A 26949-nucleotide genomic window follows, 5' to 3' on the forward strand; every position below is an offset into this window, starting at 1 on the left:
CTATTAACGACTCGGATTTCAGAAGCTTTAGAAAAAAATAAAAAAAAGTGAATTAGCGAGATTTGGCTAGAAAAATTGGAGAAAAGTAGAAAAAAGCGCTCAAGTTTCTTAGATTCACGCCGAGCGGAATGTTTTGTACATAAAACAACCAAAAGCGAATAAAAGCAGTCAGTTAGAGCGGTATCAGTAAGGAGATTTGCTGGAAGATAGAAAAGAAAAAGCCCCTTTTCCTTTGAGAGAACCGGGGCTAGGTTGGTAGCCAGAGCCTATGTGGAGATCAAGAGAAATGAACACATATCCGACACACCGGGTGCAACCTTACATTGAAAATGATTGGCAGGTGAGAGATGAGAGAGCCGCACATTCTATTATAAAGTTGCTTGCCAAAAGCCTGCATTCCCATCCACGTCTGAATGTATTGAGTACAGGCTAGGTAAACTACTGCAATAGTGACATCGCAGAGTTTGGCAATTGTTTCGCTTGAGCAAGAATCGAAGTACCTGCTTGTTGCAAAATTTGCGCTTTGGTCATTTGCGTTGTTTCTTTCGCAAAGTCCGTATCTTTAATTCGGCTGTTAGACGCATCGACGTTTTCTTGGATGTTTGCCAAGTTGTTGATGCTGTGGCTTAGACGGTTTTGCTTCGCACCTAGGTCTGCACGTTGTGAATCAACATACTTAAGTGCTGAATCCAATACTGAAATCGCGTTTTGAGAACCTTGCACGGTTGTCATATCGATGTCTTGTACTGATGTACGTACTGGCTCGTCACTTAAACCCAAATCAGAAGCTAGACCACCAGAGATTGAAATCTCACCTTGAACGTTCGGGTGCGCTACAAATACTTGCAGCTTGCCGTCTTCACTCACCGATGCGTTAATCATATCAGATTGGCCGTTGATGTACGTTGCCAACTCTTCAATATCATCGCCTGCTTTCGCATTGATGCTGATTTCTAGATCATCTGGGTTGCCATCTTCATCTTCACCCATACCTGGTAGTGTGATTTTTAGATCTGCTTTAGCAGGATCAACACCCCAGTCTTTGTCTTTGCCATTCTCAGAGAAGAAAGTCACACCGCCCATACGTTGGTCATCCGCACGGATGCTTGTTAGGGCCATGATCATTGCTTCACCAGAGCTTGAACCAATTTGGAATGCTGCTTCACCAAACGAACCGTTCAATAGACGACGACCACCAAATGATGTCGTTTCTGCGATACGGTTTAGTTCATCCGTCAACGCTGATGATTCTTCGTTGATCGCCTGACGCTCAGCCGGAGAGTTAGTACCGTTTGAAGATTGGATCGCCAAGTCACGCATACGTTGCATTACTGACGTCGCTTCGTTCATCGCACCTTCTGCCGTTTGGGCAATCGAGATACCGTCATTTGCGTTACGCATTGCCACATCTAGACCACGAGACTGAGCCGTTAGACGGTTAGAGATCTGTAGACCTGCTGCGTCGTCTTTTGCACTGTTAATCTTGTGACCAGATGAAAGACGTTCCATCGAAGTATTAAGTTCGTTGGTCGCCTTGTTTAAATAACGCTGCGCGGTCATCGCGGAGACGTTAGTACTAACTGTTACAGCCATTTTGCTCTCCTTTTGAGTTCGCAAGCTTTTGCGAAGCGGCCAGCTTTACTCTCATTTGGATAAGCACTGACCGTAAAAATTACTTGCTAAATCTGCCTATATGGCAGGGTTTAGAATCTCGTAAGTCTGTTCTGACAACATCAATACAATTTGTGTGCCAACTTGAGTTTAATAACTCACTCTTTTAAAAACGAGCAAATAAACAACAAGTTAGTTCAGCAATGAAAGGGCGTATTCGCCTTTTCCTTCTGCTGAGTTACGTTATCAGCCAGTTGTTGATCTATTGCCGCTTGATTTGCCGCGAACCTCATTGCCGCTTTCGGTAAAATCGTGCCGCTTGGCTCGCATTACTCGGCATTTTCCGTTGATTTCTCGCGCTTAAGGCTTTGCACATAAGGCATTAAAATTACGGATTAAAGGCGTTACTCTTCCATTCAGATGCTATGGGCATCTCGCTAGGTTTCAGCAGCGCTAGATCGAATTAAGTGTCGCTAAATATAGTTAAATAGCGTTAGGTCTTTGGTTTTACCAAAAGCCTGTTGCGAGGCTTGCAGTGCACGTGAGTTCTCGCTGAACTCGATGACCGCCTTGGAATAATCCAAATCCTCAAAATTGCTCTTCGCTTTCGCCAGAGACAAATTAAAATCTTCGTGGTTTTGCTCTTGAATATCGAGCGTGCTCAACTTAGCACCCAAATCGGTTCTTACTTTGTTCATATGAACAAATGCCGCTTGGAATTCTTCTGTCATTTGATGCAGCTTCGCGGTCGCCGAAGCGTCTGATACTGAGCTCTCCGACCATTGCATGGTTTCTCTAAACGCATCAAAAATACTAAAGGTTTGGCGTGGCTCTAACGCAATGCTGTCGCCAGCCGATACTTGACCTTTAAGCTGAATATTCACGCCTTCGTATTTGATGCCATCAACAGGTGAATAATCATCAACCTGCACGATGCTGCCATCTTTTTCTAACTGATAACCAAACTTGCCGTTACTCATATCCACAAAGGTCACTTTGTAGTTTGAGTTATCTTCTGACGCACTCGTTGCTTGACCAAGCAACAACTCAGAGCCTTCTTGTAAATCGTATTGTGGTTCGAAATCACCAAACGGATTCGGGATCTCTGAAAACAAGTGGTTACCCGGGTAGTTGATGCCTAGCTCAATATTGCTCGCAATCTTCATCTTGCGTTGGTAATCATCGCCGGTGTACACAACGCTGCCATCGTTATCTCTAAAAAACGGCTGAGTTTTCGGCTTAGTACCGGCAAAAACGTAGTTACCTGATTCATCTTGAGTGTTCACTAGCGCCAAGAAGTTATTGGCAATCTCTTCAAGCTCGCGCTTTTTCGCGGCACGGTCTTCTGGAGAGTAAGCACCGTTGATCATTTCCATCGAAATACGCTTCGATTCATCGGTGAACTCCTCAGCATTGGCAATCACGACCTCTTGGTTTTCTAGTCGGTTACGAACCAGAACGATTGCATCAAGGTACTGCTTTAGCTGTTCTTCTTGTTGACCAATACTCTGTATGTAGTGCGTCGCCAACGGGTTATCGCTCGGCTTGGTCAACTGCTTACCAGAAGCAAGTTGCTCCTGATTGTGGTGAACTTTGTTTTCCTGACGGCGCAAATCGTTTTGCACCGACTGGTAGTTATGGAAGCTGGAAATTCGAGTTAACATCTACGGCCTCCTGTTATCGCAATTGCAAGATGGTGTTGAAGGTGTCATTTGCCGCCTGCATCACACGAGAAGAGGCCATATACGCCTGTTGGAACTTCATCATGTTTGCCGCTTCTTCATCGAGGTTTACCCCCGAGATCGACGCCACTCGCTCTTGCGCTGCTTCACTTTCTAATTGAGCAACATCGGCTAAGCGACTTGCAGTGGATGTCTTCAAACCCACATCTGTGTTCAAGTTGTAGTAAAGACTAACCAGAGTCGACTCATTGCCGTTCATCTTCTTGTCGGTTTGAATATTCAGCATCTTACGTAAGTTGCCGTTATCACCTTCAGAAGGCACAAGGTTGGCCGTAAACTTATCGTTAGGTAATGCACCACTCGTGAGCTCAAATACCGTTGCGCCACCATTTTTATAACCCGGATGGTTACTTGGTAGGCTTACCGACACAGGTCCAGTTGGTGGGTATGGCTGCGGAGCCATAAGCACATTGCCTTTGGTGTCCGTAACAGCAAATTGATCGCCGGTAGGAGAAACCACTACCTCAAACTCTCGTAGGTCACCTGCGTCAACGATTTCAAACTTCGCGTTGCCTTGAGCGAATGTGGTTGACGCTTCATAGCTTTGCGCTGCAATGGCTTTTGGGTCGTTGGTTTCAACTTTTATTTGTGCCGCACTGCTGCGCGTTGGGCGAAGTAAAATGTGCTCACCGACTTTAGGTTCATTGCGCACTTCCACTCGCATACCATCAAGATAGAACGCATTCCCTGAATCAGTGTTCAGCTTAACGGTTTCACCATTCGGCTTCGTCACACTGTAGCTGTCGCCATCGTAACGAAGCGAATACTCACCGCCTTTCAGCGCACTAATGTCGTTGATGTATACCGCCATATCAGCAGTAGATTGAGGTCCGGCTACTACACGAGATTTCGCTAACGGCTCTGAGTTCACATCGGTAAACAAAGGGTCACCGACATTGCCGTAGTGGTCCAAACCTTGTGATTGCAAGTGGTTCACTTCACTTGAAAAAGCAACCGATAGGCGACCAAGTTCATCCATCACTTGAGGGATGTGCTCGTCGCGCATTTTCAATAGTGCCCCAATTTTGCCGTCAATATCGTCCGATTTGATCGCTTTAATGCCGCCACCTTCAACCATAGCAAGACGACGTTCATGGACGTCAGGAAAGCCATCAATCATCTTCAGCTGGCTAGCTTCCGTGCCTGAAACAAGCGTATGTCCGTTACCAATATGCACATTGAAACCTTCAGCGTTTTTTCGCGGGGTCACGGTAACTTTGGTGTATTCAGACAGCTCTTTAATCAGCTTTTCATGTTGGTCCATCAAATCGTTATGAGGACCTGGAGTTCGCATCATCAATCGATGAACATCGCGGATCTCAACGGCAAGTTGGTTCACGCGTTCAATGCCCATATCCAGTGACTTATTCGTCACATCGGATTGCTGACGTACGGTTTCGTGGAATTCGTTTAAGGTATCGCTAAGCAGTTTGGCTTTTTCCAACACTACTTTACGCGCCCCCATGTCATTGGGAGTGTCCGCCATGGTTTTCACAGCATCAAACCATTCGTTCATGTTCTCTGGGATCTTTTTCGATGCCACAGAAGACAACATGCCAGACAGCAAATCGAGGTTCTTTTCGTTATCTAGCTTATTGGCGTAGTTGGTGGTGGACAAATTAAGCTCTTTAACGGCAAATTCATCCCATGAGCGGCGAACATTTTCCACATGCACGCCCATGCCGTAGGTAGAGCCGCCAAATTGGCGTGGGTCATTGGTGCCTTGGATAACAGACTGACGGCTGTAACCCTCTGTATTAGCATTAGAAATGTTATGACCAGTCGTATTCAACTGTCGCTGAGCAGTAAGCACACTTTGTGTACCCACATTCAACAGATCTGACGCCATACATGCCCCCAAAAACGAAATAAAATCGGTATTGACCGATCACCTAGTTAGCATTTAGCAAAAGATGTGCCAGTTTAGAAAAGAAAGAGAAACCTAGGAAAAAAGAAAGGCTTGCACCATAGCAAGCCTTATCAAGAAGTGTCTTAAGCATTCAAAATCGTTATGAATTACATGCTCTCGATTTTCTGCTTCACCTGCAGTACTTTGTCTGCGTAATTTGGATCGGTTGCGTAACCTGCACTATGGATACCACGAATAAATGATTCCGAATCACCTTTCTGTTGAAGAGCGGTTTCGTAGCGCGGATTTTCATTCAAGAAACGCACATAATCATTAAAGCTGTCTTGGTAGTTAGAGTAAGAGCGGAATGCTGCAGTCTCTTTCACTGGCGTATTGTCATGGAATTCCAAGGTTTGAGTCGTTACCTTATCACCCTGCCAGCTTCTGTCCGCTTTGATGTTGAATAAGTTGTTGCTGCTACCACGCGCATTCTTCACCACCTTTTGCCCCCAGCCTGTTTCTAGCGCGGCTTGAGCAAGCAGTAATGACGGCTCGACACCCAGTGCTTTTGCTGCGCGATCAGCGTAAGGCTTCATCGAGTTAACGAAGGATTCTGGTGTATCAAAACGTGACGGCTCTGAACTAGGACGAGACAACTGACCCGATTCAATCAAGCGCTGCTCAATCTCGCGCGCTTTTTTAGGGTCTACACGACGATATTCCACAGCATTGTTTGCCGCATCGCGCATTGCTGTTTCACTCTTGTCATCGCCCTGGCCTACCGTCAACTGCTTAACAATCATGTCAGCTAGCCCCATTGAACCTGAAGCACTCAGTTCACTTGCCATTTGTTCATCAAGCATTTGGCGGTAGAACTTTTCGTTCTGACTATTCATGAAGTTCGATTCGAAGCCTTCATTCGCCTCGCGCATTGATTTCAGCATCATCGACGTAAAGATAGATTCAAACTGACGAGCAGCCGCACGCAGTGCTTCATGCTCGCCGTCTTTGCCTTCTTTTACGGCTTTCTGACGCAGCGTATCAAGGGAGCTGATGTCGTGAATAAAGCCGATATCGTTAGGATTGTTCACCATGGTTTGCCTCCTAATCGATTAGATGATGATCAACTGGCCTTCAATGGCACCAGCTTGTTTTAATGCTTGCAGAATCGCCATTAAATCAGAAGGTGCTGCACCAACTTCATTAACTGCACGAACGAGATCATCCAGTGTCAAACCCGGTTCAAACTTGAACATCTTGCCTTTTTCTTCACTCACTTCGATATCAGAATCCGGCACGACAACCGTTTGACCACCAGAGAAGCTGTTCGGCTGACTAACGTTAAGGTTTTCTTTGATTGCGACGGTCATACCACCATGCGTTACGGCCGCTGGTTTAAGACGGACATGCTTACCGACCACGATAGTGCCAGTGCGAGAGTTAACAATGATCTTTGCTGCGCCATCTGCCGGGTCAAACTCTAGGTTCTCAATTGCCGATAGGAATGCAACGCGTTGGCTGATGTCTCGTGGAGCACGAACACGCACAGACGTGGCATCGACAGCACTTGCCATCTGAGGACCAAGGAAGTTGTTTACCGCATCAGCCATACGCTGCGCAGTCGTGAAATCAGAATCCAGTAGGTTAAATGTGATGTAGTCGCCACGCCCAAATGGGTTTGGGATTTCACGCTCTACTGTTGCACCGCTAGAGATAAGACCGACCGTCGGGTTGTTACCAACGATTTTTGAGCCGTCGGCACCTTCTGCACTGAAACCACTGACAACAAGATTACCTTGAGCAACGGCATAAACTTGTCCATCTAGACCTTTTAGGAAAGTTTGTAACAAGGTACCGCCACGTAAACTTTTCGCGCTGCCGATTGAAGAAACCGTCACGTCAACTTGCTGACCCGGTTTCGAAAACGCAGGTAGTTCAGCCGTTACCATTACTGCGGCAACGTTTTTGATCTTTGGCTTTGTGCCCGGCGGCATCTGAATGCCGAAGTTTTGCAGCATTGCCGCGAAGCTTTGTTCTGTAAACGGATTGGATTCACCCGTTCCTGGTAAGCCTGAAACCAAGCCATAACCCACGAGTTGGTTACTACGCACACCTGCCACCTGCGCGACGTCTTTGATACGTGCAGCTTGGGCTGTGGTTGCGAACAGTGCAACGCTCATCAGTGCTAATAGGATTCTTTTCATGCTTACTTAATCTCTTGCCGTCAAATTGCCGTCAATGCGGCGTTTTATAGGGCTACATTAAAGAATCGTGCCAAGAAACCAGGCTCTTGCATATCTTGTGGTAGACCCGTGCCAGAGTATTGAATTCTTGCGTTAGATACGCGATTTGACGCAATAGTATTGTCGAAGTTGATGTCATCAGGACGAATTGTGCCGCTCAGGCGAATGTACTCGTCACCCGTATTTAGCGTCATCCACTTTTCGCCACGGATCACTAGGTTGCCGTTTGCCAGCACCTCAATCACTTCCACCGTAATGTAACCGCTGATGCTGTTACTCTGTTTCGCCGAAGAATCGCCAGCAAACGTGTTGGTGTTGTTCAAATCGTAAGAGAAGTTGTACTTACCGCCCACTTGCAGCTCTTGACCACCCACCGACAGCGGTTCCATCTTCGCGTCGTTGGTTTTCGATAGATCCGCATTTGCACTCTTAGTCGCACGAGTCGTCTCATCGAGCGTCACGGTAATGATGTCACCAATGCCACGAGGTTTAGAGTCATCGTACAGGTCAGTAATGTGTTCTGCGCTAAACAAAGAGCCCGTTGCCGCCGCGTAATGCTCTGGCTTTTGCTTAGGATGAATCGGGGCCCATGCCGGATCGCCTGCTACTGGATCGCTTCTGCCACGCAGAGTATCAATGATGCCGCTGCTCTCGTCTTTCGACTTATCGCCTTCAACCGCATCAACCACTGTTGTTGCTTGGCTGACTTCATCTGTTTCGATAGGCTCTAGCATCGTACAGCCAGACATCGTAGCGATAAGTGCAAGTAGACAAATACGTTTCATCATTGGCTCCTAAATCCCGATTCTAGCGATTAAAGCTGCTGGTTAACGAAGCTCATCATCTTGTCGACAGATGAGATCACTTTTGAGTTCATTTCATACACGCGCTGCGCTTCGATCATGTTGACCAACTCTTCAGTTACGTTCACGTTTGATGCTTCAAGCATGGATTGACGAATTTCGCCCAAACCATCAAGACCTGGGACACCTTCTTGTGGGTCACCGCTTGCGCCTGTTGGTAGGTAAAGGTTTTGACCGATTGGCTCTAGACCACCAGGGTTTACGAAATCGGTAATGGTTAACTGACCAACCACAACGTTGTTTTGCTCACCACGGATACGTACAGAGACTTCACCGTCAGTACCGACAGTAATCGAGATAGCATCTTCAGGAATCACGATCTCTGGCTCAACTGGGTAACCGGAGCCAGAGGTCACTAGCGTACCTTCGCCGTTTAGCGTGAACTGACCGTTACGAGTGTAACCAATGTTGCCGTCTGGCAGTGTCACTTGGAAAAAGCCATCACCCTCTACCATCATATCGAGAGCGTTAGTTGTAGTTTGCGCGTTACCGTGCGTGTGCACTTTTTGTGTCGCAACCACTTTAGAGCCGGCACCCAGCATCAAACCACTTGGCAGTTCAGTGTTTTGAGACGATTGACCGCCAGGCTGGTTAATGTTTTGGTAGAAAAGATCTTCGAATACCGCGCGGCTTTTTTTGTAGCCCACGGTAGAGGCGTTCGCCAAGTTGTTCGAAATCGTTGCGATGTTGGTCTGCTGGGCATCTAGACCCGTTTTACTTACCCATAGTGCTGGATGCATTGTGAACCTCTAACTCTGTTAACTCATACGAAGCAATGAATCTGAAGATTTATCCATCTCTTCAGCGGTGCTCATCATCTTGACTTGCATTTCAAACTGACGCTGAAGGTCAATCAGAGCAGTCATTTCACCCACGGCATTTACGTTACTACCTTCAATTGCACCAGTTTGGATGCTGATAGTGCCGTCTGCTTCGTAAGGCTGGTTTGGAGTTTTATGGCGGAATAAGCCATTGGTATCTTTAAATAAGCTTTGATCGTCTGTGCGTACAAGCTTAATACGATCAACCACTTCTAATTCTTCGGCCGGCGCACCTTGAGGCAGTACAGAGATGGTGCCATCACGACCGATTTCGATTTTGGAGACTGGAATGGGTAACGTAATTGGCGCGTCGTTTTCGCCTAGTACCACATGACCACTAGCGTTTGTCAGTAAGCCATTTTGATCAACTTTTAGGTTACCGTTACGCGTCAAACCTTCTTTACCAGTTTGGTCCATAACCGCAATCCAACCGCTGCCTTCCACTGTAATATCAAGATCGCGACCTGTAGTGATCACACTACCTTGCGCAAAGTTGTGCCCTGGACGTTCCGTCATGCTGAATACACGTGAAGGTAAACCTTCACCATAAGCTTGCATAGAACGAGCTTGTGCCAAGTCAGCACGGAAACCCGTTGTACTCACGTTTGCCAAGTTGTTGGCACGCAATTGCAGGGCCTGCATATTTTGCTTGGCGCCGCTCATTGCGAGAAACAGTGCGCGATCCATAAATTACTCCAAAAATTCTCTGTACGAAGGAGTAAAAGCAATAGTTATGCCAACATTAAAATGATGTTATTAATCAAAGACTTGAATATGAAATGCAGTCTTTAAGATGGCAATTCAATGAGAATCAACCAAAAGAGAGGCAATGTTTTGATCCGCTTAGCGGCAATAGCGGCAAGCTGGAGATCAAAGCATGCCCAACCTGAATTGAGGTAATTTCAGGTTGAGCATCAGATGAATGTCATGATGTTATCAAACGAAGCGGCAAGCGCAGCGTTTGATTAAACAGATTACCTAGTGAGCTATCAACTAGCGCTCTAGCGAATCTGCAGGATATTTTGTTGTAGCTGGTTATGTACTTCTAGCGCACGAGAGTTCGCTTGGAAGTTACGCTGAGCAGAGATCAGATCCACCAGCTCCTGAGTCATATCAATGTTTGATTGCTCTAGCATACCGTTGTTAATAGTACCGAAAGAGCCCTTGTTAGATTCACCCCAGATCTTGTCACCAGAGAACTGTGTTGAATCCCATTGAGTACCGCCTTTTTTATCCAAACCTTGCTCGTTAGGAACACGAACCAGCGCTACACGACCCAATGTTACGTTTTCACCGTTTGAGTAAGTACCCAACACGCTACCGTTCTCATCAAAGTCGACTTTGGTTAGGAAGCCTGTTGTCGCACCATCTTCATCGAACTTAGTTAGCTCAAATGGAGCGGCAAACTGTGTTGCTGAACCTAGACCAAAGTTAAGTGTTTGCGCAATGTCCGCACCGTTCAGATCAAGTGGTGTCGTGTTTGTCGCAGGATCGCCCAACGCTACCGATGTGATTGGCTGACCATTGTTTAGGCTCGCCAATGTACCGTCGTTGTTGAACTTCATTGTGTGACCAACATGACCCGTTGGCGTTGCCGCATCACCGTTTGCGATGTTCAATGGCTTCTCACCACCTTTATCTGTCACGGTGTAGTAGGTTTGCCACGTGTTCGGTTGAGTTTGGTCTTTCAAGTAGTACGTAGTTAACTTGTAAGACTGACCCATTGAGTCATAAATCGTCGAAGACGTAGAGCGGTTATATGTATCCGGGTCAGAAAAATCAAACTGAGTTGGATCTTTCAAATCACCGTTAGCAGGTAAGTTCACACCCACTTCAATGTTCGCTGTTTGCTTTGGCTTACCAAATTCTGCAGGAATATTGATTGGTTGTGGCTCGTAAGATGAAACCTCACCAGACTCTGGGTTTACTTGGTAACCTAGTAGGAACTCATCGTTCGCTGTTACCATGTAGTTGTCTTTGTTCAAATGGAATGCACCGTTACGTGTCATTTCATTTTGTTGTGGGATAAGACGATCTTTCGCTACCGCGAAGAAGCCCGTACCCGATACACGCAAATCCATTGGGTTATTAGTGTAAATGCTTGAACCTTCGTGGAACTGTTGCGCCACTTGGTTCGCTTGTGCACCGCCACCCGGAGTGGTTTTTGCGTTAGTGAACAAAGAGTTTGAGTACACATCGCTGAATTCCGCACGAGACTCTTTAAAGCCGTACGTGTTGGCGTTCGCAATGTTGTTACTGGTGGTGTTCAAATCCAGTTGAGCGGAGGACAAACCGCTTAAAGATACATATGACATTCCAAAATCTCCTAACCTGACGTGCTATTGATTACGCTTTGCCAACTTCCAAAACTTCTGCAAGTCGAACTGGCGATTCAAAGCCTGCCAGATTGAGTAATACGTTACCGTCACCCTTGCCTAGCAACACACTGTTCACGTTCGCGTAAGTAGATACTGGGAACTCTTGAGACTCCCCTTCTACCAAGCCAGACGCTTTCACATTGTATTTGCCAGCAGGCATCGGATTACCGTTTTCATCATTACCGTCCCAAAGTACACGAGTATCACCGGCTGGTTTCGCACCTACCTCAAAAGTACGCACCAGTTGGCCCGCTTCGTTTTCTACTCGGACAAATAAGTTGTCGATCGGTTGTGCTAGCTTAACCATTGCCGCCATTGCCGCATTGTCTTGCTTCACACCCGCCGCACCTGGGACCAATACGTCACGACCAACCAAAGAGGAAGCTTGTAACGCTTGGTTTGATGTCATTGACGAGTTTAAGCTCTCGAACTGAGAGTTCATCTTGCCAATGCCATCTACGGTCGCAAATGACGCCATTTGCGCAATCATCTGGTCATTACTTACCGGCTTAAAAGGGTCCTGTTGAGACAATTGCTTAGTGAGCAAAGATAGGAAGTCTTCCTGTTTCAGGTCCTGCTTACCAGTACTCTCTTCAGTCTTCTTGTTCTCTTGTAGGCTTTTAAGCTGGTCGATATAGGACAAGCCGCTTTGACCAACGTTGTTAATTCCGGCCATACGCTACCCCCTTATCCTTATTGACCCATCTGCAGCGTACGCAGCAGCATTTGTTTACTAGAATCAGCCACTTGCACATTAGTTTGGTATGCGCGAGAAGCTGAAATCATGTTTGCCATTTCTTCCATTACATTCACGTTAGGCTTGTAGATGTAGCCTTCCTCGTTTGCAAGGGGATGGTCAGGGTTGTACTCCGCACTAAGCGGTTTATCGCTTTCTACAATACCCATCACTTTCACTGGCACCGTATCACCGCCACGCATGGCGTTACTTAACTCAGCACCAAACACAGCATGACGAGCCTTATAAGTGTCTTTCGCAGAACTGCTGACACTGTCGGCATTCGCCAAGTTGCTTGAGGTAGTATTCAGACGAACGGACTCAGCGCTCATTGCGGAACCTGTCACATTGAAAACGTTAAATAAGCTCATCTAAATTATTCCCCTTTGATTGCTTTGGTTAAGTTCTTGAATTTGCTGCCTAGAAAGTCGAGTGATGCTTGGTGTCTAATTTGGTTTTGCATAAACAAGTTACGCTCTAAATCCAAATCAACCGTGTTGCCATCGCCCGTATCTGGTTGCGTAGGTAGACGATATAACTTGTCCCCGACCAACGTTGTAGTGGCAGGAATGTGCCGACCATCTGTGCGACTAAGACCAATGCTTGCCCCAGATGTTGCCGCCTGCAATTCCTTGGCAAAGTCTAAACCTCTTGCTTTATAACCAGGCGTGTTTGCTTGCGCGATGTTGGTGGAAATCACCTCCGCGTTGCGCTCACGTACGCCCACCGTGTACTGGTGGATGCCTAGTGCGTTGTCAAAAGATATAGCCATGTTTGCCTCTACATTAAGAACTGACCGTAATTAATAACTAAAAAGCAATTAGCGTGCCAAAAATAGAACATGCCATTTTGCCGCTTCAGTTATCGACGTAATGGTTTGCAATAAGCAAGCCAATGTTATTGATGGAGTGTCATACGAATCGAGTAATCAGCTCGACTCTTTAAAAAATATACACCCTATGGTCGGGAGCAGGCAAAAATGGCGTGAGCTTTTAGAACAAGGGCGCGAAAAAGCGATGTAAGAATAAGAGACGTGAAAAAGACAAGGAAAAAGAAAATCGAATAAAAAAGAAAAGCCTGACACAAGGTCAGGCTTTGGAATGGGTTAAAGAGTCCGCTATTTTAACTTGTAAATAATGCCAGGGTTGCAGCGCACCATTTCAAATCGGTCAGTCAAACCTGTTAGCGATTCTGACGCACCAAGCAATAAGTAACCACCGGGGTTAAGGCTGTTTGCCATTTGGTTTAGTACTTTAGACTTCATCTCTGGCGAGAAGTAAATCAGTACATTGCGACAGAAGATGATGTCGAATTTGCCCATAAGTGCATAACTGTCCATCAAGTTCTGAGGACGGAAGTTCACTAGGCGTTTTACGTTGTCTTTCACTTTCATGCGGCCGTCTCCCGCATCTTCAAAGAAGGTGCGGCGACGCTCAGGAGAAAGACCACGTCCCAATGCTAGGTTGTCGTACAAACCCGCACGACACATATCCAACATGCTCGATGAGATGTCCGTAGCCGTAATCGATACGTTCGGAAGCAGTCCTGGTTTACGCTGTTGTGTTTCCAGAACAGTCATCGCCATTGAGTAAGGTTCTTGACCTGACGAGCTGGCTGCAGACCAAATTTTGATTGGTCGTTTGTTTGCCGCCATCTCCGGCAATAGTTTATCAGCTAATACCGTGAACGGATAAGTATCTCGGAACCACAATGTTTCGTTAGTCGTCATTGCATCAACAGCAGCAATACGCAGCTCACGATTGCGACCTGTCACGACATCACGCAGCAGATCCGACAAAGAAGCAAGCTTGAACTTAGTCACAAGCGGGCTCAGTCGACTGCGCACTAGGTACTGTTTGCTGTCACCTAATACGATGCCACATTGTGATTCTAGAAAACGGCTAAAGTCACGATACTCTTGATCACTGATTGTAATAGCAGTCATTAATGTCTCTTTTATTGTGTTAAAGCAGATTTAACCGCGTTACCCAATTCGTCTGGGTTAAATTTCGCTATGAAGGTGTTCGCACCTACACGCTCAACCATGGCTTGGTTGAAGACGCCACTCAATGAGGAGTGAAGGATAACATAAAGGTTCTTCAAATCTGCATTTCTGCGAATTTCAGCTGTTAAGGTATAGCCGTCCATCTCTGGCATCTCGATATCCGAAATCACCAAGGAGATCTGATCGTAGATACTACCCTCTTGTGCCATTTCGATCAGCTTATTGTACGCTTCTTTACCATCTTTCACAGAGACAACTTCAAATCCGATAGAAGTAATTGCTCTTTCAACCTGTTTACGCGCAACCGTAGAGTCATCCGCAATCAAAATACGACGTACGATTGGCTTTTCTTGCTCTGCGACTGCAATTTCCTCACCGATGGTTGAATCCATGGTTTCATCTACTGGTGCAATCTCAGCCAAGATCTTCTCAACGTCCAGAATTTCAACTAGCTCGTTGTCGATGTTAGTGACTGCCGTTAGGTAGTGTGCTTTACCTGCGCCATCTGGCGGCGGCAAAATCGCTTCCCAGTGCATGTTAATGATACGCTCAACAGAAGATACCAAGAACGCCTGGATTGTTCGGTTGAACTCAGCGATCACAACAAAACACTTGTCGATATCAGTTGTCGGACGACCACCAATAGCCAAGCTTAAATCGATCACTGACACGGTATGGCCACGGATATGAGCGACACCTTTAACCAGCGGGTGTAGATTTGGCATCGAAGTCAGCTTAGGGCACTGAAGTACTTCTTTTACTTTGAATACGTTAATGCCGTAGCGCTGTCGACCCATCAATCGGAAAGTAAGTAGCTCCAATCGGTTTTGGCCGACGAGTTGCGTACGCTGATTCACCGAGTCAAGAATCCCCGTCATATGCTCATCTCCATCTCAAACTTTTTGTTTTTAAATGATACTCTACCACTGGCAGGCATAATACCAGAGAAACAGTATGGCGTATCATAATATGAATTCGACACCATTTACTATGACAATATGTAGAGCGTTATTTACAAAGTACGCTAAGTTTATCGGCATTTTGCTCAGTATGTTTAGCTTTTTTGTTCATTCAGCAACGGAAAGTCAAATTGAGCAAATCAGAACCGCCGCTGAACAGCACATTCTTAGCACGGTAGAGCAGCCAGCGGGAGGGAAATTAACAGTCAATGCGGCAAATATTGATCCACGTATCAAAGCCACGGATTGCCCAGAGCCACTGGAAACGTCTGCATCATCAACCAGTAGCACACGTAGCAACATCAACGTCTTAGTCGAATGTCTGGCTGACAACTGGAAAGTTTATGTCCCAGTTAGGATCTCAGCGTCAGTGCCAATGATCGTTTCTACCCGCCAATTGGGTCGCGGCGAGATCATTAGCGCTTCAGATGTCACCACATCAATGATCGAGCTTCAGCGTTTTCGCAAAGATGGCTTTACTAACTTTGAGCAAGTAGTTGGCGCAAAGTTAAAACGCAATGTTCGCTTGGGTGACGTGGTCGAACGTAACGATGTGTGCGTAGTTTGCCGAAATGAAAAAGTGACGATTCGAGCCGTAAAAGGCGGCATGACCATCACCACACAGGGTACGGCATTGCAAGATGGATCATCTGGTGATCAAGTAAGAGTGAAAAATGATAAGTCCCAACGTATAATAGAAGGAATTGTGACAGGTATTGCGGAAATCACCATCACCTTCTAAGGTAGGCTGGTGTACGGCAAATCGATCAATAAAAATGCAAAAAATCTCTAAAGTTATTTTGCGCTTGGTCGATAGTCTGGATACCAGTATTACGATACGAGTTTAAGGTTGAGATATGGCAGGTATAGATAATATACGTTCAGGTCAGATGATGACGACGACAAGTCGCGCTCCTGCACGTACTGATTCTAGTGCGACCAGCACAACAGAATCAAAGAAAGCGCCAGCACAACAAGACGCGGTATCATTAAGCCAACAAGGCAAAGCAGTCAGCAAACTCCAAAAGGATATGGCAGCTTCTCCGGCTTATGACAGCGCGAAAGTGGCGGCAATTAAAGAAGCAATTGCAAACGGTTCATACAAAGTTGACCCAGAAAAACTGGCTGACAATATGATTAAGTTTGAAAATGAATTGCAAGGCAAAAGCTAACTGACTTAGGCCCAAGGTAAGTATTCATGGCAGCATTAGTCGATCTTGTAAACTTCCAACTAGAAAATGCAAAAGCACTTTCTGGTGTGTTACGTCAAGAAACACAGGCGATCAGCGCTCGTGTGTCTACTGAGATCGAAAAACTCGCCAAGGAAAAGATGACACTCATTGGTCAACTAAGAACCACCGACCAGCGAATCGCCTCTCACCCGCACGTCAATCAACTTACCGAAGATGAAAACCTGAGTCAGGTTGTCGCTCAAATCCAATCTATCGTTCTCGATTGTCAGCAAGTAAACCAAATGAATGGTGAATCGCTCAATCGCGCCCAATCGAGTTTCAATAAACTCAACAACATGCTTCAACGCACGCACGGAAAGGTCGGCATGACTTACAACTCCGGCGGTAAAACTCACACCATCTCCACACTAGGCACCAACATCAAAGCCTAGCCCTTTTCTTCTGTCCCTCAGTCTATTTAAACTGCCGTCTAATACAGCAAGCTTATTAGCTTCACTCATTCCCAAAAAGTATCACGAATAAAAAAGCGACCAATTGTTGCCAATCAGCCGCTCAAAAAGATCATCTGTTTAGTGAAGATTGAATTAGAACAAGGTCTGCTGACGCTTCTCAGGCACCTGCTGCACTTCACCGTAGTCGCGCAATTTATCCATCTTACGGATATCCAAACGCAACTCTGTCACATAGCTGTCTTCAACTAAGTAACTACGTACCACTTCTGCACCACGAATCACACCGTCTACAGCACCGCTTGTGCTTTCAATGCCTAAACGTTGGTCTTCCAACTGCGCACGACCACTTACACGCATGCCATATACTTGCTCGGCAAGTTCGCGGTACGCATCGATCTTAGATGCACGCATTGCACGAACGCGCTTCTCTTCCATTGTGCGACCGGTTTGCTCACTAACGCTTGCATAACCCACCGCCACTAAAATTTCGTCTTGACGCATCTGCTGCAGAGGCTGACAACCCACCAGCACTAAGGTCGCGATAATAAATAATAACTTCTTCATGTCTGTTTCCTACGGGCGGAGAATCACTGTGTATGGCTGACGGATGGTTGGGTCAGAACGAATCAACACACCATCTTGAGTACGGATGCTATTAAGCGTATCCAGATCACGACCGATACGGTCCGCAGGTAAGAAGCCTTGCGCCGTAGCAACAACAATGCGGCTCTGCATACCGACAATGCGTGCGTTGACGAGGACACCGCCTTCTTGACGTAGCATTGTGCCCGTCAATACGTACTGGATCTCTTGCTCTTGTGCCAGATCTTGCCAATCTCGGCTCAGAGCGAAATCACCCTGTTGGGTTACTTGGATTGAACCTGTCGTTTTAAAGTCGACAACTTTAAAACCGCGACGTTGGAACTGGTGGATAAACCCTTCCGATACTGAGTTACCCAACCAATTGGTTGAATCCATGTTTTGCAGGTCGACAAAAGAAGTAATCGCAACGGGCGTACGTGACGACACTGCAACGTTTGAAACCATCAACTCTTCAGTCATGCTTTCAATAAAGAAATCCATCGTATGGCGTGGACTGTCCATTAACATGAACTGACTGCCAGAGTACGGTTCTTTACCATTATAAATTGGTGAGTATGCGCACGATGTTAAAAGCGTCATCATCGATGCGGCAACAAGCCATCTTTTCATGGTTTGATTCTCCAGATAATCTTAGGTGTTACTGCTCTTTACTGACTTCATTTCTATAAAGTGCAATCTTGGAACAGTCTTTGCTTTTCTTCTGTTTGTCGAACGAAAGAAAGCTCACCAAACTTCACTGAAATTGGTAAAGCAATATTTATACCCGAACGGTTACAAACAATGAAAAAATTATTTTTTAGCCTTATATCAATCACTTTTATATTGATCCTACCATTTCGTGCGGTGGCATCTTGGTATGAAGTGACAGGCGTTGCCACGATCGTTTCTTCAGATGAAGCGGCAAGGCTACATGCGTTAGAGGACGCACTCTTTAAAGCCGTCAACTTTTCGGGTGCGGATATCGGTAGCATCAGTAACTTGATGCCACTGCTAGAAGAAAGCCGTAAAGAGTACCAATTCACGAACCATGAAGTACGTTACATCTTGGTAGAATCTGAACGTAAACGTGGCGGCAAGATGGAGATGAGGATCCGAGTGGACATCTATCCGTCGGCAACGGGTTGCCACGTGAATCAATACAAGAAGACGGTATTAGTCGGCAATATTGATGTTGCCTCTCCGCAGCAAGCGGTGATGGGACAGATCTACAACGTGGGCAATGATTTTAGCCACGTCGTCAACCGCCAGTTAGATCAAACATCGCGCAGCTTTGTTTCTGTCGGCACCACAGACTATTCGATCTCAGCGAAGTCACCAGAACGCACCCAGATGATTGCTCAAGATAATGGCGCTCAGTACATCATCGGTGGTGTGATTACAGACTTAACGGCAACCATTGATGCCAAACTACTCCAAGATGATGTGATCAACCGTCAGTTTGCACTAGAGATGAAAGTCTTTGATGGCAAAACAGGTCACGAGGTCTACCACAAAAACTATCGTGAAGTGGCACACTGGCCTTTTGCAAAAACCAGTCAAGTAGATACTCGTAGCGCACGTTTCTGGGCATCGACTTACGGTGAGATGATGCTGCGTGTGAGCCGCAATATCATGCTAGACCTAGAATCAGAGCTGTCTTGTAAGATCACGCTTCCTGAAGTCGTTGCAGTATTTGGCAATACCGTAACCATGGATCTTGGTCGTATGCACGGCGTAAAAGAAGGCGACCAGCTACAACTTTGGCACACGGCGTCGTTCATCGATCAAAATGGCTTGCCGCGTAACAAGGTATCTCAGAGTGAAATTACCCTAACGGTTTCTCGTGTTTACGAACACGAAGCGGAGCTCACGATTGACCAGCCAAACCTTGCGTCTAGCGTGCAAATTGGCGACGTAATGAACAAGATGTTGTAGATGCACGTATAAAGCATTGCCATATGCCTACTTTTGAATATCATAGGCAACGCATCTTATTTGATTACGCCCCCATGGCACAGCTGGATAGCGCAGTCCCCTCCTAAGGGACAGGTCGTAGGTTCGAATCCTACTGGGGGCGCCACATAGATCAACGCCTTAGCTATAACTTTAGCTAAGGCGTTTTTGTTTGTATCCATAAAATGGCTACACCTTCCGACTCTTAATCAAACTTTCTAACTGAGTTAACAACTAGTCTTACAAAATTTCTCTTGTTTGAAAAACGAGCAAATCAAGCCCCCCGAACAGTGAGAACTAACATGTTGTTTAAAAATGACTACTCGACAGGAAGTATCATCCAAGTAACTGAACAAAAAAAGTCCCTCAAATATTCTTTAGCAAGTCGTGACTCTATACCCAACTATCCACAAAAAACGATTTGGTTGGCAATTAAAAAATTAGAGCAGAACACAAATGAACCTTTGTATCCATGCAGATGCAATACTGACACTAAAGCGTTGATTTAAATGGATTTTTTAGATTGACAGGTAAGAAAAAAGATATATTGTGTAACTGAAAACAAAACGGAGGAGTAGTTTCTTATGCACGTAAACTTTTACTTTGAAGGTACTGATGTTTCATTTGAAGAACTTATCGGTTCCCCTGACTTTGATATTGAAATGGTAAATATCCCATCTGTTGGCGATCGCTTGATGTATGGCAATAAGATTTGTTTGGTTCTTGAACGTTGGTGGACAATTTTTCAAGAGAATACATCTGAAAAAGCGCTGCGAGAATGTGAGATTTTAATCAAACTAGAAAGAGAGATATAACGATGCACAATACATGTCTTAGCTGTCTGTCAATGACCACCCCGCGCTGTACTCAAAATAACGAATGGTATGTTCCTTATCTAAAAATGGGCGAAAGCGAAAAGCGAAAAGCGAGTAATCGTAACGACTGCCGTACTGAAATTGATCGAAACTGCTATATCCCCACAAGGTGACAGTAGCTCACAGCTTCAAGAACACTTGGCAAGATTAGATTCATATGTTGAATCAGTTTTAAAAAGCCTAGAAAAATAACCATGCCTGATAAATCCCGACATAACAAAGATAGAGCCCACTTGTTTAATGCGGGCTCTTCTTCATTACTTTGATTGATTCTCTAGTCTAGTAAGCCGCTCATCCATTTTCTCCATCATCAATCGCAGCCACTTCAAATCAGTGTTAAACGTAACGCCTACGTCGACTGAGCCATCCGACTCCATAACTCTTCACCACTTCTAAGATTATCAGGATAACGATTGTATGATGACGCCTTGCCTTTATCGACTACTCTTAGCAGACAAACTTTTTGCCGGCTTTGAGGGAGTGCCTAACTCTAGAATTCTGTCTTGATTTAGATGTATCAGAAAAGATTCAATACTCATGCTATTTACAGTTTTGTATTTTATTACTTTAATTATCTATGAGTTTTGCTTACCCTTTTAGCTATTAACAAAACTATTAGTTAGCACTATGTCTAAGAGCAATTTAATTACAAACACTGGACACCGCTTCATCTCGAAGGGCAAAACGGCCTTCAAGATTCATATCCACACACCGGATGACACGGTTTTACACCGCTCCGTAGGTTTCGTTCGCATTGGAGAAAAGAAAGGGCTTAAAAAGGCTATCAAGCTGCGTAACGAGCTTGGACGGGAGCTGTGGGGTAAATTTTGGCGTCGTCTGCTGAAAGACCCCTATTTAATGACCAGACTGCCGCATAGCGTCGAACCAAAGATTGTCCATAAGCCTAACCCTACCCTAGAGGATCCTGATAATAGAGACACCTGCTACATTGCGAAATGGCGTGAGTTTAACGATGCTGGCGAGTACAAATATAAAACGGTCGTGCGCTCTATTAACAAGTACGGCAAACTGGCCGCCTATATGCAAACAAAGAAAGCGTTGCTGGATGCACACAAAGATAACCTGGAAATCCTGACGTTTATGGGGCGTCTCAACAGCATTGACCTCAAGTGACCTTTATTCCTTCCTTTCATTGAGTGTTCTTCGCTGATAAACAGATATACCCAAGTAACCTCGAGATGCAGGGTTCAGCGAGAATGACTTGTTTTGTAGACGCGGCGACGATTTAAAGGTCTAGTGGACCTAAATCAAGAACCGACAACAAAGTATACAAGCCAATGTTCTTGCTATTTGCAAAGAGTACCCTTTGGGTGTGTGTCATTGACTCGCGTTTTTATTAAACTAATGGCTGCGTCAAACAACTTGGAAAGAGCAGGTACGCTACGTTGTTTTCCTTGCTTGCTTTCGGTAAATAGGGAATCAATGACAACGCTCTGAATCCGGAATCTTAAAGTCACTTGGGTATATAGAAAAAGCCCCAAAAGAGCGAACTCTTTGGGGCTTTTCGTATCTAGCTTTCTAACGGTTAGTGTTAGATTTCGCGATTATTGTTGAACTTGGTATTCAAACTCAGGAACAACGATTTCTACGCGACGGTTTTGCTCACGACCTTCACGAGTGTCGTTTGAAGCGATTGGGTTGTTTTCACCTTCACCACGAGCGTGAATGCGAGAAGCATCGATACCTTTCTCTACAAGAGCATTTGCTACAGATTCAGCACGCTTCTCAGAAACTTTTAGGTTGTATGCCGCTGGACCAGAAGTATCTGTGTAGCCAATTACATCAACGTTTGCTTGTGGGTATTCGTTTAGGAACGCTACTAGGTCGTCTAGTTTTGCTGCGCTCGCAGGTTTAAGCGTTGTGCTGTTTAGCGCAAAGCTACCTGTACCGATTGTTTGAGTTTCGAAAGTTTTCGTTACAACAACTGGTGCAACAACTTCTTCTACTACTACTTCTTCAACTACTGGCTCTTCTTCAACAACCACTTCGTCTTGACCGCCAAACTTGAATGACACACCTAGAGTTGCTGTGTTACCCATTGCTTTTACTGAATCGTTGTTGATGTCAGTGATTGTTTGGTATTCCGCACGTGCTGTTACGTTTTGGCTAACGTTGAACTCAAGACCAGCCGCACCTAGGTAAGAGTAATCGTCTTTACCGTCGTTCATCATTAGGTATGCGCCACCAACTTTACCGTAAAGAGCGATGTCTTCAGTGATTGGTAGGCTGAATTTAGGAGCAAGAGTGATTGCTTCTACGTGACCGCCGAAAGAAGTTTGGTCAAAATCACCAAGGTTGTCGAAGCCTGCTTCTACTGAGAAGTAGTCATTCATTTCGTAACCAACAAAAGCACCTAGAGTAGAGCCATCTTTGTCACAAGCTTGACCAGCTACACAAGCGTCTTCCATCCAAGACTTACCCATCTTACCGCCCACGTACACTTCTGCGTGTGCTGCTGAAGCCATAAGTAAAGAAGCTGAAATTACCGCTGCTAGTTTTTTCATTATTGATTCCTCTAAAAGAAGTTCTCTTGTTCGTAACGAAATGCGCCGCCTGACTGACGTTGTATTTCAATTCTTTTATTCAAATCCTTTGATTTTGATACCGAAGTAACTTCCGCAATTTTGCATAAAAGTTACTTGGGTATGGATCCTGACCAGTGATGCATATTGCTGCTTCACTGACGGCGAGCACTATAACTCCAAGAAATCCCAAGACAAATCCCAAAACTGTCAATTTAATGTCATCGAAAAGCATGACTTTATGTGATCTAGAGCACTCAAATACGAGTGATAGCAATGACGCAAACGTTTGCGTGTCATTTCAAAATAAAATAAGTAAAGCAAATTAACTTCTCATTAATGAGACGATATTTAAGGAACTTTATGGATTTTGGTGCTAAGTCAGAGAGATATTTTGTATTAAAAGGTCAAAAAAACATTCGTCGAGGATATATTTGGATAAGTAAAACTTATTAACCTTTCGAACTATTGTTGGGAAAACATACAGATTTCGACGTCATTTATGTTGAGTTAAGATGTTTTCTTAACGTCAGGCACAAAAAAGCCGCGAAATATATCGCGGCTTTCTGATTATTTATTCAAGTAATTATGCGTTTGCTTCGCGCTCAGCGATGAACTCAAGAGCCATTTTGATGCGTGCAACACAACGCTCTTTGCCAATCAGTTCCATTACTGCGTCTACAGAAGGAGACTGACCGCCACCTGTTACTGCAACACGCAGTGGCATACCGATTTTGCCCATGCCGATTTCTAGCTCTTCGCACACAGCTGCGATAACACCATCTTTGATGTTCGCTGTCGTCCACTCAGTCAGTGCTTCAGCTTTCGCTAGAGCAAGCTCTAGAGGCTCTTTAGCTACGCCGCGTAGATGCTTCTTCGCTGCGCCCGCTTCAAACTCAGAGAAATCTTCGTAGAAGTAACGAATCTGCTCAGCTAGCTCAACAAGCGTGTTGCAACGCTCACCAACAAGCTTGATCACTTCCGTGATAGCTGGACCATTAGTTACGTCTAGTTTTTGTTGATCTAGGTGCCATTGTAGGTGCTGTGCAACGTACGCTGGATCTGAGTTTTTGATGTAGTGGTTGTTCAACCATTGCAGTTTGTCAGTGTTGAATGCAGACGCTGACTTAGATACTGCATTTAGGCTAAATAGGTTGATCATCTCTTCTTGAGTGAAGATTTCTTGATCACCATGAGACCAACCAAGACGCACTAGGTAGTTGTTTAGCGCAGCAGGTAGGTAACCCATATCGCGGTACTGCATTACAGATACTGCACCGTGACGCTTAGACAGTTTCGCGCCGTCATCACCTAGGATCATTGCACAGTGCGCAAATGTTGGTACTGGCGCACCTAGCGCTTCGTAGATGTTGATCTGACGAGGCGTGTTGTTGATGTGGTCTTCACCACGAACAACGTGAGTGATACCCATATCCCAGTCGTCAACCACAACACAGAAGTTGTACGTTGGAGAGCCGTCAGTACGACGAATGATCAGATCATCCATTTGGTCGTTGCGGATTTCAATGCGACCACGAATTTGGTCATCAAATACTACGCTGCCTTCTTTCGGGTTACGGAAACGGATAACACATGGATCGCCATCTTTTGCCGCTTCGTTTGCCGCTTTGATTTTTGGATGGTTAGCATCGTAGCGAGGCATTTCTTTGTTTGCTTCTTGCTCTGCACGAACTTCGTCTAGCAGTTCTTTAGACGCGTAACATTTGTATGCTTTGTCTTCTTCTAGAAGCTTATCAACCATCTCGTTGTAACGATCAAAACGTTGAGTTTGGAAATAAGGGCCTTCGTTCCACTCAAGACCTAGCCATTCCATACCTTCTAGGATCGCATCAACCGCTTCCTGAGAGTTACGCTCAAGGTCAGTATCTTCGATACGTAGAACGAATTCACCACCTTGGTTTTTAGCGTATAGCCAAGAGTAAAGTGCAGTACGAGCACCACCAACGTGTAGGTAGCCAGTTGGGCTAGGAGCAAAACGAGTTTTAACCGTCATTTGAGTTCCTTAGGGATAATGAGCAACGAGAAGGCTCTCGTTGTAATGTCAAGGATAAAAGTGGCGACATTTTACCACCGTAAGTCAATACTACAATCCTTCCTTTTGGTTTAACGCCAGAAATAAAAACGGGCAGCCACCGAACACGATGCTGCCCTTTGATTTATCTCTTAAGTACAATTGTTGCTAGATAACTACTATCGCTATAGAAAGCCTATATAAAAGAAGAAAACCAGATTACTTTAGGTTACGCATTGCCCATTGCATGAACTCTTGCTGCTCTTCACGGCTTAGATCGTTGAACGACTCTTTCAGTGTTTTTGTTACCGCTGGAGAAGCTGCAATGCTCGCTTTTGTCGTTTGCTTGTTCATTGCTTGGTTGTAGTCAGCGACTTCACGTTCGTAGTCACGGAAACCTTGTAAACCACCTTTGCGAAGTTGAACCATTGAGAACTTAACGTCTTTGCCGTTCGCATCTTTTAGCGTCAGTTTAGGGTCCATTTCAAAAGCCTTGGCTTCTTCAATAGTGCGGAACTTGTTGTATGTCAGCGTAAGCTCAGCATCTTTCGGTGCATCAAATTCAAGTAAAAGCGGCTGTGAATCAAACTTACGACGCTTGCCATCTTCAAACACAATTTGACCAACATTTACAGCAAGTTGGTTTGCACCATCTTCAACTTTGATGCTGTTGTTGTCAGAGATCCACTCAGGGTAGACGAACTCACTGTTGAGAACGCGAGGAACCAATTCCGCTTGCAGAGTCAGTTGAGCAGCAAATGCAGGCGCAGAAAGGATTGCGCAAAGTCCTAATAGTGTGGTTGTTTTTTTCATCATGGTTTTCTCGTTTTATACCAATTTAGATAAGCCACTGAAACTAACAGGCCAGTCATTCCAATGGCTTATGTGAATAAGTATCAAGACAAAAAGGGCGTTTCCGCCCTTTTAGCTGCTTCTTTATTAGAAGTAGTATTCAACACCTACAGAGTATTCGTTGTAGTCACCGTTAGTACCTGATGTCCAGCGAGCTGCATCATCTAGACCATCTAGACCTTCGTTGAAATCGTTCATACGTGCACGAGCGTATAGCACTGCAGATGGGTCAACAAAGTACATGATCTGTGCTGAAACAACATCATCAGACGTGTTAGATAGTGTCTTACCGTCACGTTCTAGATCGAAGTTCGCTGCGTAACCCAGTTTGTACTGCCAGTCACCTGTTGTGTACATCAGACCTGCTGACATTGCATCTTGCTTCTCGTTTACACCGTTGCTTGCGTCAGCTTCCATGTATTTGTATTGAGCGAAGAAAGAGATACCGTTTTCAAACCAACCTTGAACACCTACTAGGTATGTGTTGTTTTCCCAAGTTTGACCTTCAGCTTCAATGTTGCGGTTACCTTCGTAAGCTGCATCCAATTGTAGTGGACCTAACTTGTAGTGAGCCGCGATGCCGCCCCAGTAGTCATCACCCGCACCTAGACCAGCTTTATCACCAGCACCAACTGCTGCGTCGATAGAGAATTTGTCAGCGTACATTGGAGAGTCCCAACGAATAGTATTTGATTGACGGTCTTGGTATTTAGCACCACCGATCGCACCACCCCAGTCGTAAACATCGCCTAGACCTGGGTTCGATGCTGGCCAGTCAACCAACTCGTACATTGGAGTAAGAACACGACCTAGACGAACTTGACCCCAAGAAGCACTTTCAAAACCGACGAATGTGTCACGTTCACCAAGACCTGCACCTTCACCACCGAAGCTTGGGTCTACGTAACCACCTTCGATTTGCCAAATGAACGTTGGCTCAAAGTTAGCGAATTGCTTTTTACCACGGAAGCCGATACGTGATTCGTTGTTTAGCTGCATACCACCAAGGTTATCATCTTGTTTTGCATCACCAGAATCGTAATCGCGGTACGCGGCCTGCATCGCGATAATGCCGTAAACTTCGTAAGAGAAAGAGTCTTTAGTTAGGTACTCTTTCGCTGCATCACTGTTTGCACCATCAGCAAAAGCTGAACCACTGAACATCATGCCTGTGATTGCAGTAGCAAGTAGGCTTTTCTTTAGGTAAGACATTTTAAACCCCTATATTTTTAGTTTTTTCCATTTTCAAATTCGCTAACT

Annotated in this window: 26 protein-coding genes and 1 tRNA gene; 7 read left to right on the forward strand and 20 right to left on the reverse strand. The window is 45.3% G+C overall.

Annotation, left to right across the window (positions count from 1 at the left end):
• Positions 1-438: 438 nt before the first annotated feature.
• The 14 genes from OH459_RS08260 to OH459_RS08325 form a co-directional block, all read right to left on the reverse strand.
• Positions 439-1593: a flagellin gene (locus tag OH459_RS08260; protein ID WP_005449185.1), complete on the reverse strand. Its 1155-nt coding sequence runs from the start codon at positions 1591-1593 to the stop codon at positions 439-441.
• A gap of 491 nt (positions 1594-2084) precedes the next feature.
• Positions 2085-3275: a flagellar hook-associated protein FlgL gene (gene flgL, locus OH459_RS08265; RefSeq protein WP_038898467.1), complete on the reverse strand. Its 1191-nt coding sequence runs from the start codon at positions 3273-3275 to the stop codon at positions 2085-2087.
• 13 nt (positions 3276-3288) lie between these two features.
• Complete coding sequence (flgK, locus tag OH459_RS08270) at positions 3289-5202, reverse strand: flagellar hook-associated protein FlgK (protein WP_005449189.1); 1914 nt, start codon at positions 5200-5202, stop codon at positions 3289-3291.
• 167 nt (positions 5203-5369) lie between these two features.
• The gene (flgJ, locus tag OH459_RS08275; protein WP_101904152.1) at positions 5370-6296 is read right to left on the reverse strand and encodes a flagellar assembly peptidoglycan hydrolase FlgJ; all 927 of its coding nucleotides are present in this window, start codon (positions 6294-6296) and stop codon (positions 5370-5372) included.
• An 18-nt stretch (positions 6297-6314) separates the two neighbouring features.
• Complete coding sequence (locus tag OH459_RS08280; RefSeq protein WP_005449193.1) at positions 6315-7406, reverse strand: flagellar basal body P-ring protein FlgI; 1092 nt, start codon at positions 7404-7406, stop codon at positions 6315-6317.
• 44 nt (positions 7407-7450) lie between these two features.
• Positions 7451-8230: a flagellar basal body L-ring protein FlgH gene (gene flgH / locus OH459_RS08285; protein ID WP_005449195.1), complete on the reverse strand. Its 780-nt coding sequence runs from the start codon at positions 8228-8230 to the stop codon at positions 7451-7453.
• Between the two features lie 29 nt (positions 8231-8259).
• Positions 8260-9048, reverse strand: coding sequence for a flagellar basal-body rod protein FlgG (flgG, locus tag OH459_RS08290; RefSeq protein ID WP_005449197.1), 789 nt, complete (start codon positions 9046-9048; stop codon positions 8260-8262).
• 18 nt (positions 9049-9066) lie between these two features.
• Positions 9067-9816, reverse strand: a complete 750-nt coding sequence (locus OH459_RS08295; protein ID WP_005449199.1) for a flagellar basal body rod protein FlgF — start codon at positions 9814-9816, stop codon at positions 9067-9069.
• Positions 9817-10130: 314 nt separating this feature from the next.
• Positions 10131-11444, reverse strand: a complete 1314-nt coding sequence (gene flgE, locus OH459_RS08300) for a flagellar hook protein FlgE (RefSeq protein WP_005449201.1) — start codon at positions 11442-11444, stop codon at positions 10131-10133.
• Positions 11445-11475: 31 nt separating this feature from the next.
• Entirely contained in the window at positions 11476-12183 is a 708-nt protein-coding gene (flgD, locus tag OH459_RS08305; RefSeq protein WP_005449203.1) for a flagellar hook assembly protein FlgD, read from the reverse strand.
• 17 nt (positions 12184-12200) lie between these two features.
• Positions 12201-12614 (reverse strand): flagellar basal body rod protein FlgC, encoded by a 414-nt coding sequence (gene flgC / locus OH459_RS08310; protein ID WP_005393132.1) that lies wholly within the window; start codon positions 12612-12614, stop codon positions 12201-12203.
• A 5-nt stretch (positions 12615-12619) separates the two neighbouring features.
• Positions 12620-13015, reverse strand: coding sequence for a flagellar basal body rod protein FlgB (gene flgB / locus OH459_RS08315; protein WP_005449205.1), 396 nt, complete (start codon positions 13013-13015; stop codon positions 12620-12622).
• 345 nt (positions 13016-13360) lie between these two features.
• Complete coding sequence (locus OH459_RS08320) at positions 13361-14188, reverse strand: protein-glutamate O-methyltransferase (RefSeq protein WP_009696835.1); 828 nt, start codon at positions 14186-14188, stop codon at positions 13361-13363.
• An 11-nt stretch (positions 14189-14199) separates the two neighbouring features.
• The gene (locus OH459_RS08325) at positions 14200-15126 is read right to left on the reverse strand and encodes a chemotaxis protein CheV (protein WP_005449208.1); all 927 of its coding nucleotides are present in this window, start codon (positions 15124-15126) and stop codon (positions 14200-14202) included.
• A 76-nt stretch (positions 15127-15202) separates the two neighbouring features.
• Between OH459_RS08325 and flgA the strand changes: the two genes are divergently transcribed.
• The 3 genes from flgA (at position 15203) to OH459_RS08340 (ending at position 16831) form a co-directional block, all read left to right on the forward strand.
• Positions 15203-15949, forward strand: a complete 747-nt coding sequence (gene flgA, locus OH459_RS08330) for a flagellar basal body P-ring formation chaperone FlgA (protein ID WP_017818938.1) — start codon at positions 15203-15205, stop codon at positions 15947-15949.
• 115 nt (positions 15950-16064) lie between these two features.
• Positions 16065-16379 (forward strand): flagellar biosynthesis anti-sigma factor FlgM, encoded by a 315-nt coding sequence (gene flgM / locus OH459_RS08335; protein ID WP_005425628.1) that lies wholly within the window; start codon positions 16065-16067, stop codon positions 16377-16379.
• Positions 16380-16405: 26 nt separating this feature from the next.
• Positions 16406-16831, forward strand: a complete 426-nt coding sequence (locus OH459_RS08340; protein ID WP_005449212.1) for a flagella synthesis protein FlgN — start codon at positions 16406-16408, stop codon at positions 16829-16831.
• Positions 16832-16984: 153 nt separating this feature from the next.
• Here the strand turns inward: OH459_RS08340 and flgP are convergent, their stop codons facing one another.
• Both flgP and OH459_RS08350 read right to left on the reverse strand, forming a co-directional pair.
• The gene (gene flgP, locus OH459_RS08345; protein WP_005449214.1) at positions 16985-17416 is read right to left on the reverse strand and encodes a flagellar assembly lipoprotein FlgP; all 432 of its coding nucleotides are present in this window, start codon (positions 17414-17416) and stop codon (positions 16985-16987) included.
• A gap of 9 nt (positions 17417-17425) precedes the next feature.
• Positions 17426-18064, reverse strand: coding sequence for a FlgO family outer membrane protein (locus OH459_RS08350; protein ID WP_005449216.1), 639 nt, complete (start codon positions 18062-18064; stop codon positions 17426-17428).
• A 171-nt stretch (positions 18065-18235) separates the two neighbouring features.
• Here OH459_RS08350 and OH459_RS08355 point away from each other — a divergent pair, with 171 nt between their 5' ends.
• From OH459_RS08355 to OH459_RS08370, 4 genes are all read left to right on the forward strand, one after another.
• Positions 18236-19369 carry a flagellar assembly protein FlgT gene (locus OH459_RS08355; RefSeq protein WP_047514822.1) on the forward strand — a complete coding sequence of 378 codons (1134 nt, stop codon included), beginning with the start codon at positions 18236-18238 and terminating at the stop codon, positions 19367-19369.
• A 68-nt stretch (positions 19370-19437) separates the two neighbouring features.
• Positions 19438-19514 (forward strand) — tRNA-Arg (locus OH459_RS08360).
• Positions 19515-19971: 457 nt separating this feature from the next.
• Positions 19972-20202 carry a hypothetical protein gene (locus tag OH459_RS08365; RefSeq protein ID WP_038898465.1) on the forward strand — a complete coding sequence of 77 codons (231 nt, stop codon included), beginning with the start codon at positions 19972-19974 and terminating at the stop codon, positions 20200-20202.
• Positions 20203-20889: 687 nt separating this feature from the next.
• Entirely contained in the window at positions 20890-21396 is a 507-nt protein-coding gene (locus OH459_RS08370; protein ID WP_269986371.1) for a Fe3+-citrate ABC transporter substrate-binding protein, read from the forward strand.
• A 431-nt stretch (positions 21397-21827) separates the two neighbouring features.
• Here the strand turns inward: OH459_RS08370 and OH459_RS08375 are convergent, their stop codons facing one another.
• The 4 genes from OH459_RS08375 to chiP form a co-directional block, all read right to left on the reverse strand.
• Positions 21828-22787, reverse strand: a complete 960-nt coding sequence (locus tag OH459_RS08375; RefSeq protein WP_005449221.1) for an OmpA family protein — start codon at positions 22785-22787, stop codon at positions 21828-21830.
• A 604-nt stretch (positions 22788-23391) separates the two neighbouring features.
• Complete coding sequence (gene gltX / locus OH459_RS08380; protein ID WP_005449225.1) at positions 23392-24819, reverse strand: glutamate--tRNA ligase; 1428 nt, start codon at positions 24817-24819, stop codon at positions 23392-23394.
• A 237-nt stretch (positions 24820-25056) separates the two neighbouring features.
• Positions 25057-25653, reverse strand: coding sequence for a YccT family protein (locus OH459_RS08385; protein WP_009696827.1), 597 nt, complete (start codon positions 25651-25653; stop codon positions 25057-25059).
• Positions 25654-25776: 123 nt separating this feature from the next.
• Positions 25777-26901: a chitoporin gene (gene chiP / locus OH459_RS08390; protein WP_005449228.1), complete on the reverse strand. Its 1125-nt coding sequence runs from the start codon at positions 26899-26901 to the stop codon at positions 25777-25779.
• Positions 26902-26949: the final 48 nt, after the last annotated feature.

It is taken from the genome of Vibrio sp. MM46 (assembly GCF_027587135.1).
GTDB lineage: Bacteria > Pseudomonadota > Gammaproteobacteria > Enterobacterales > Vibrionaceae > Vibrio > Vibrio harveyi.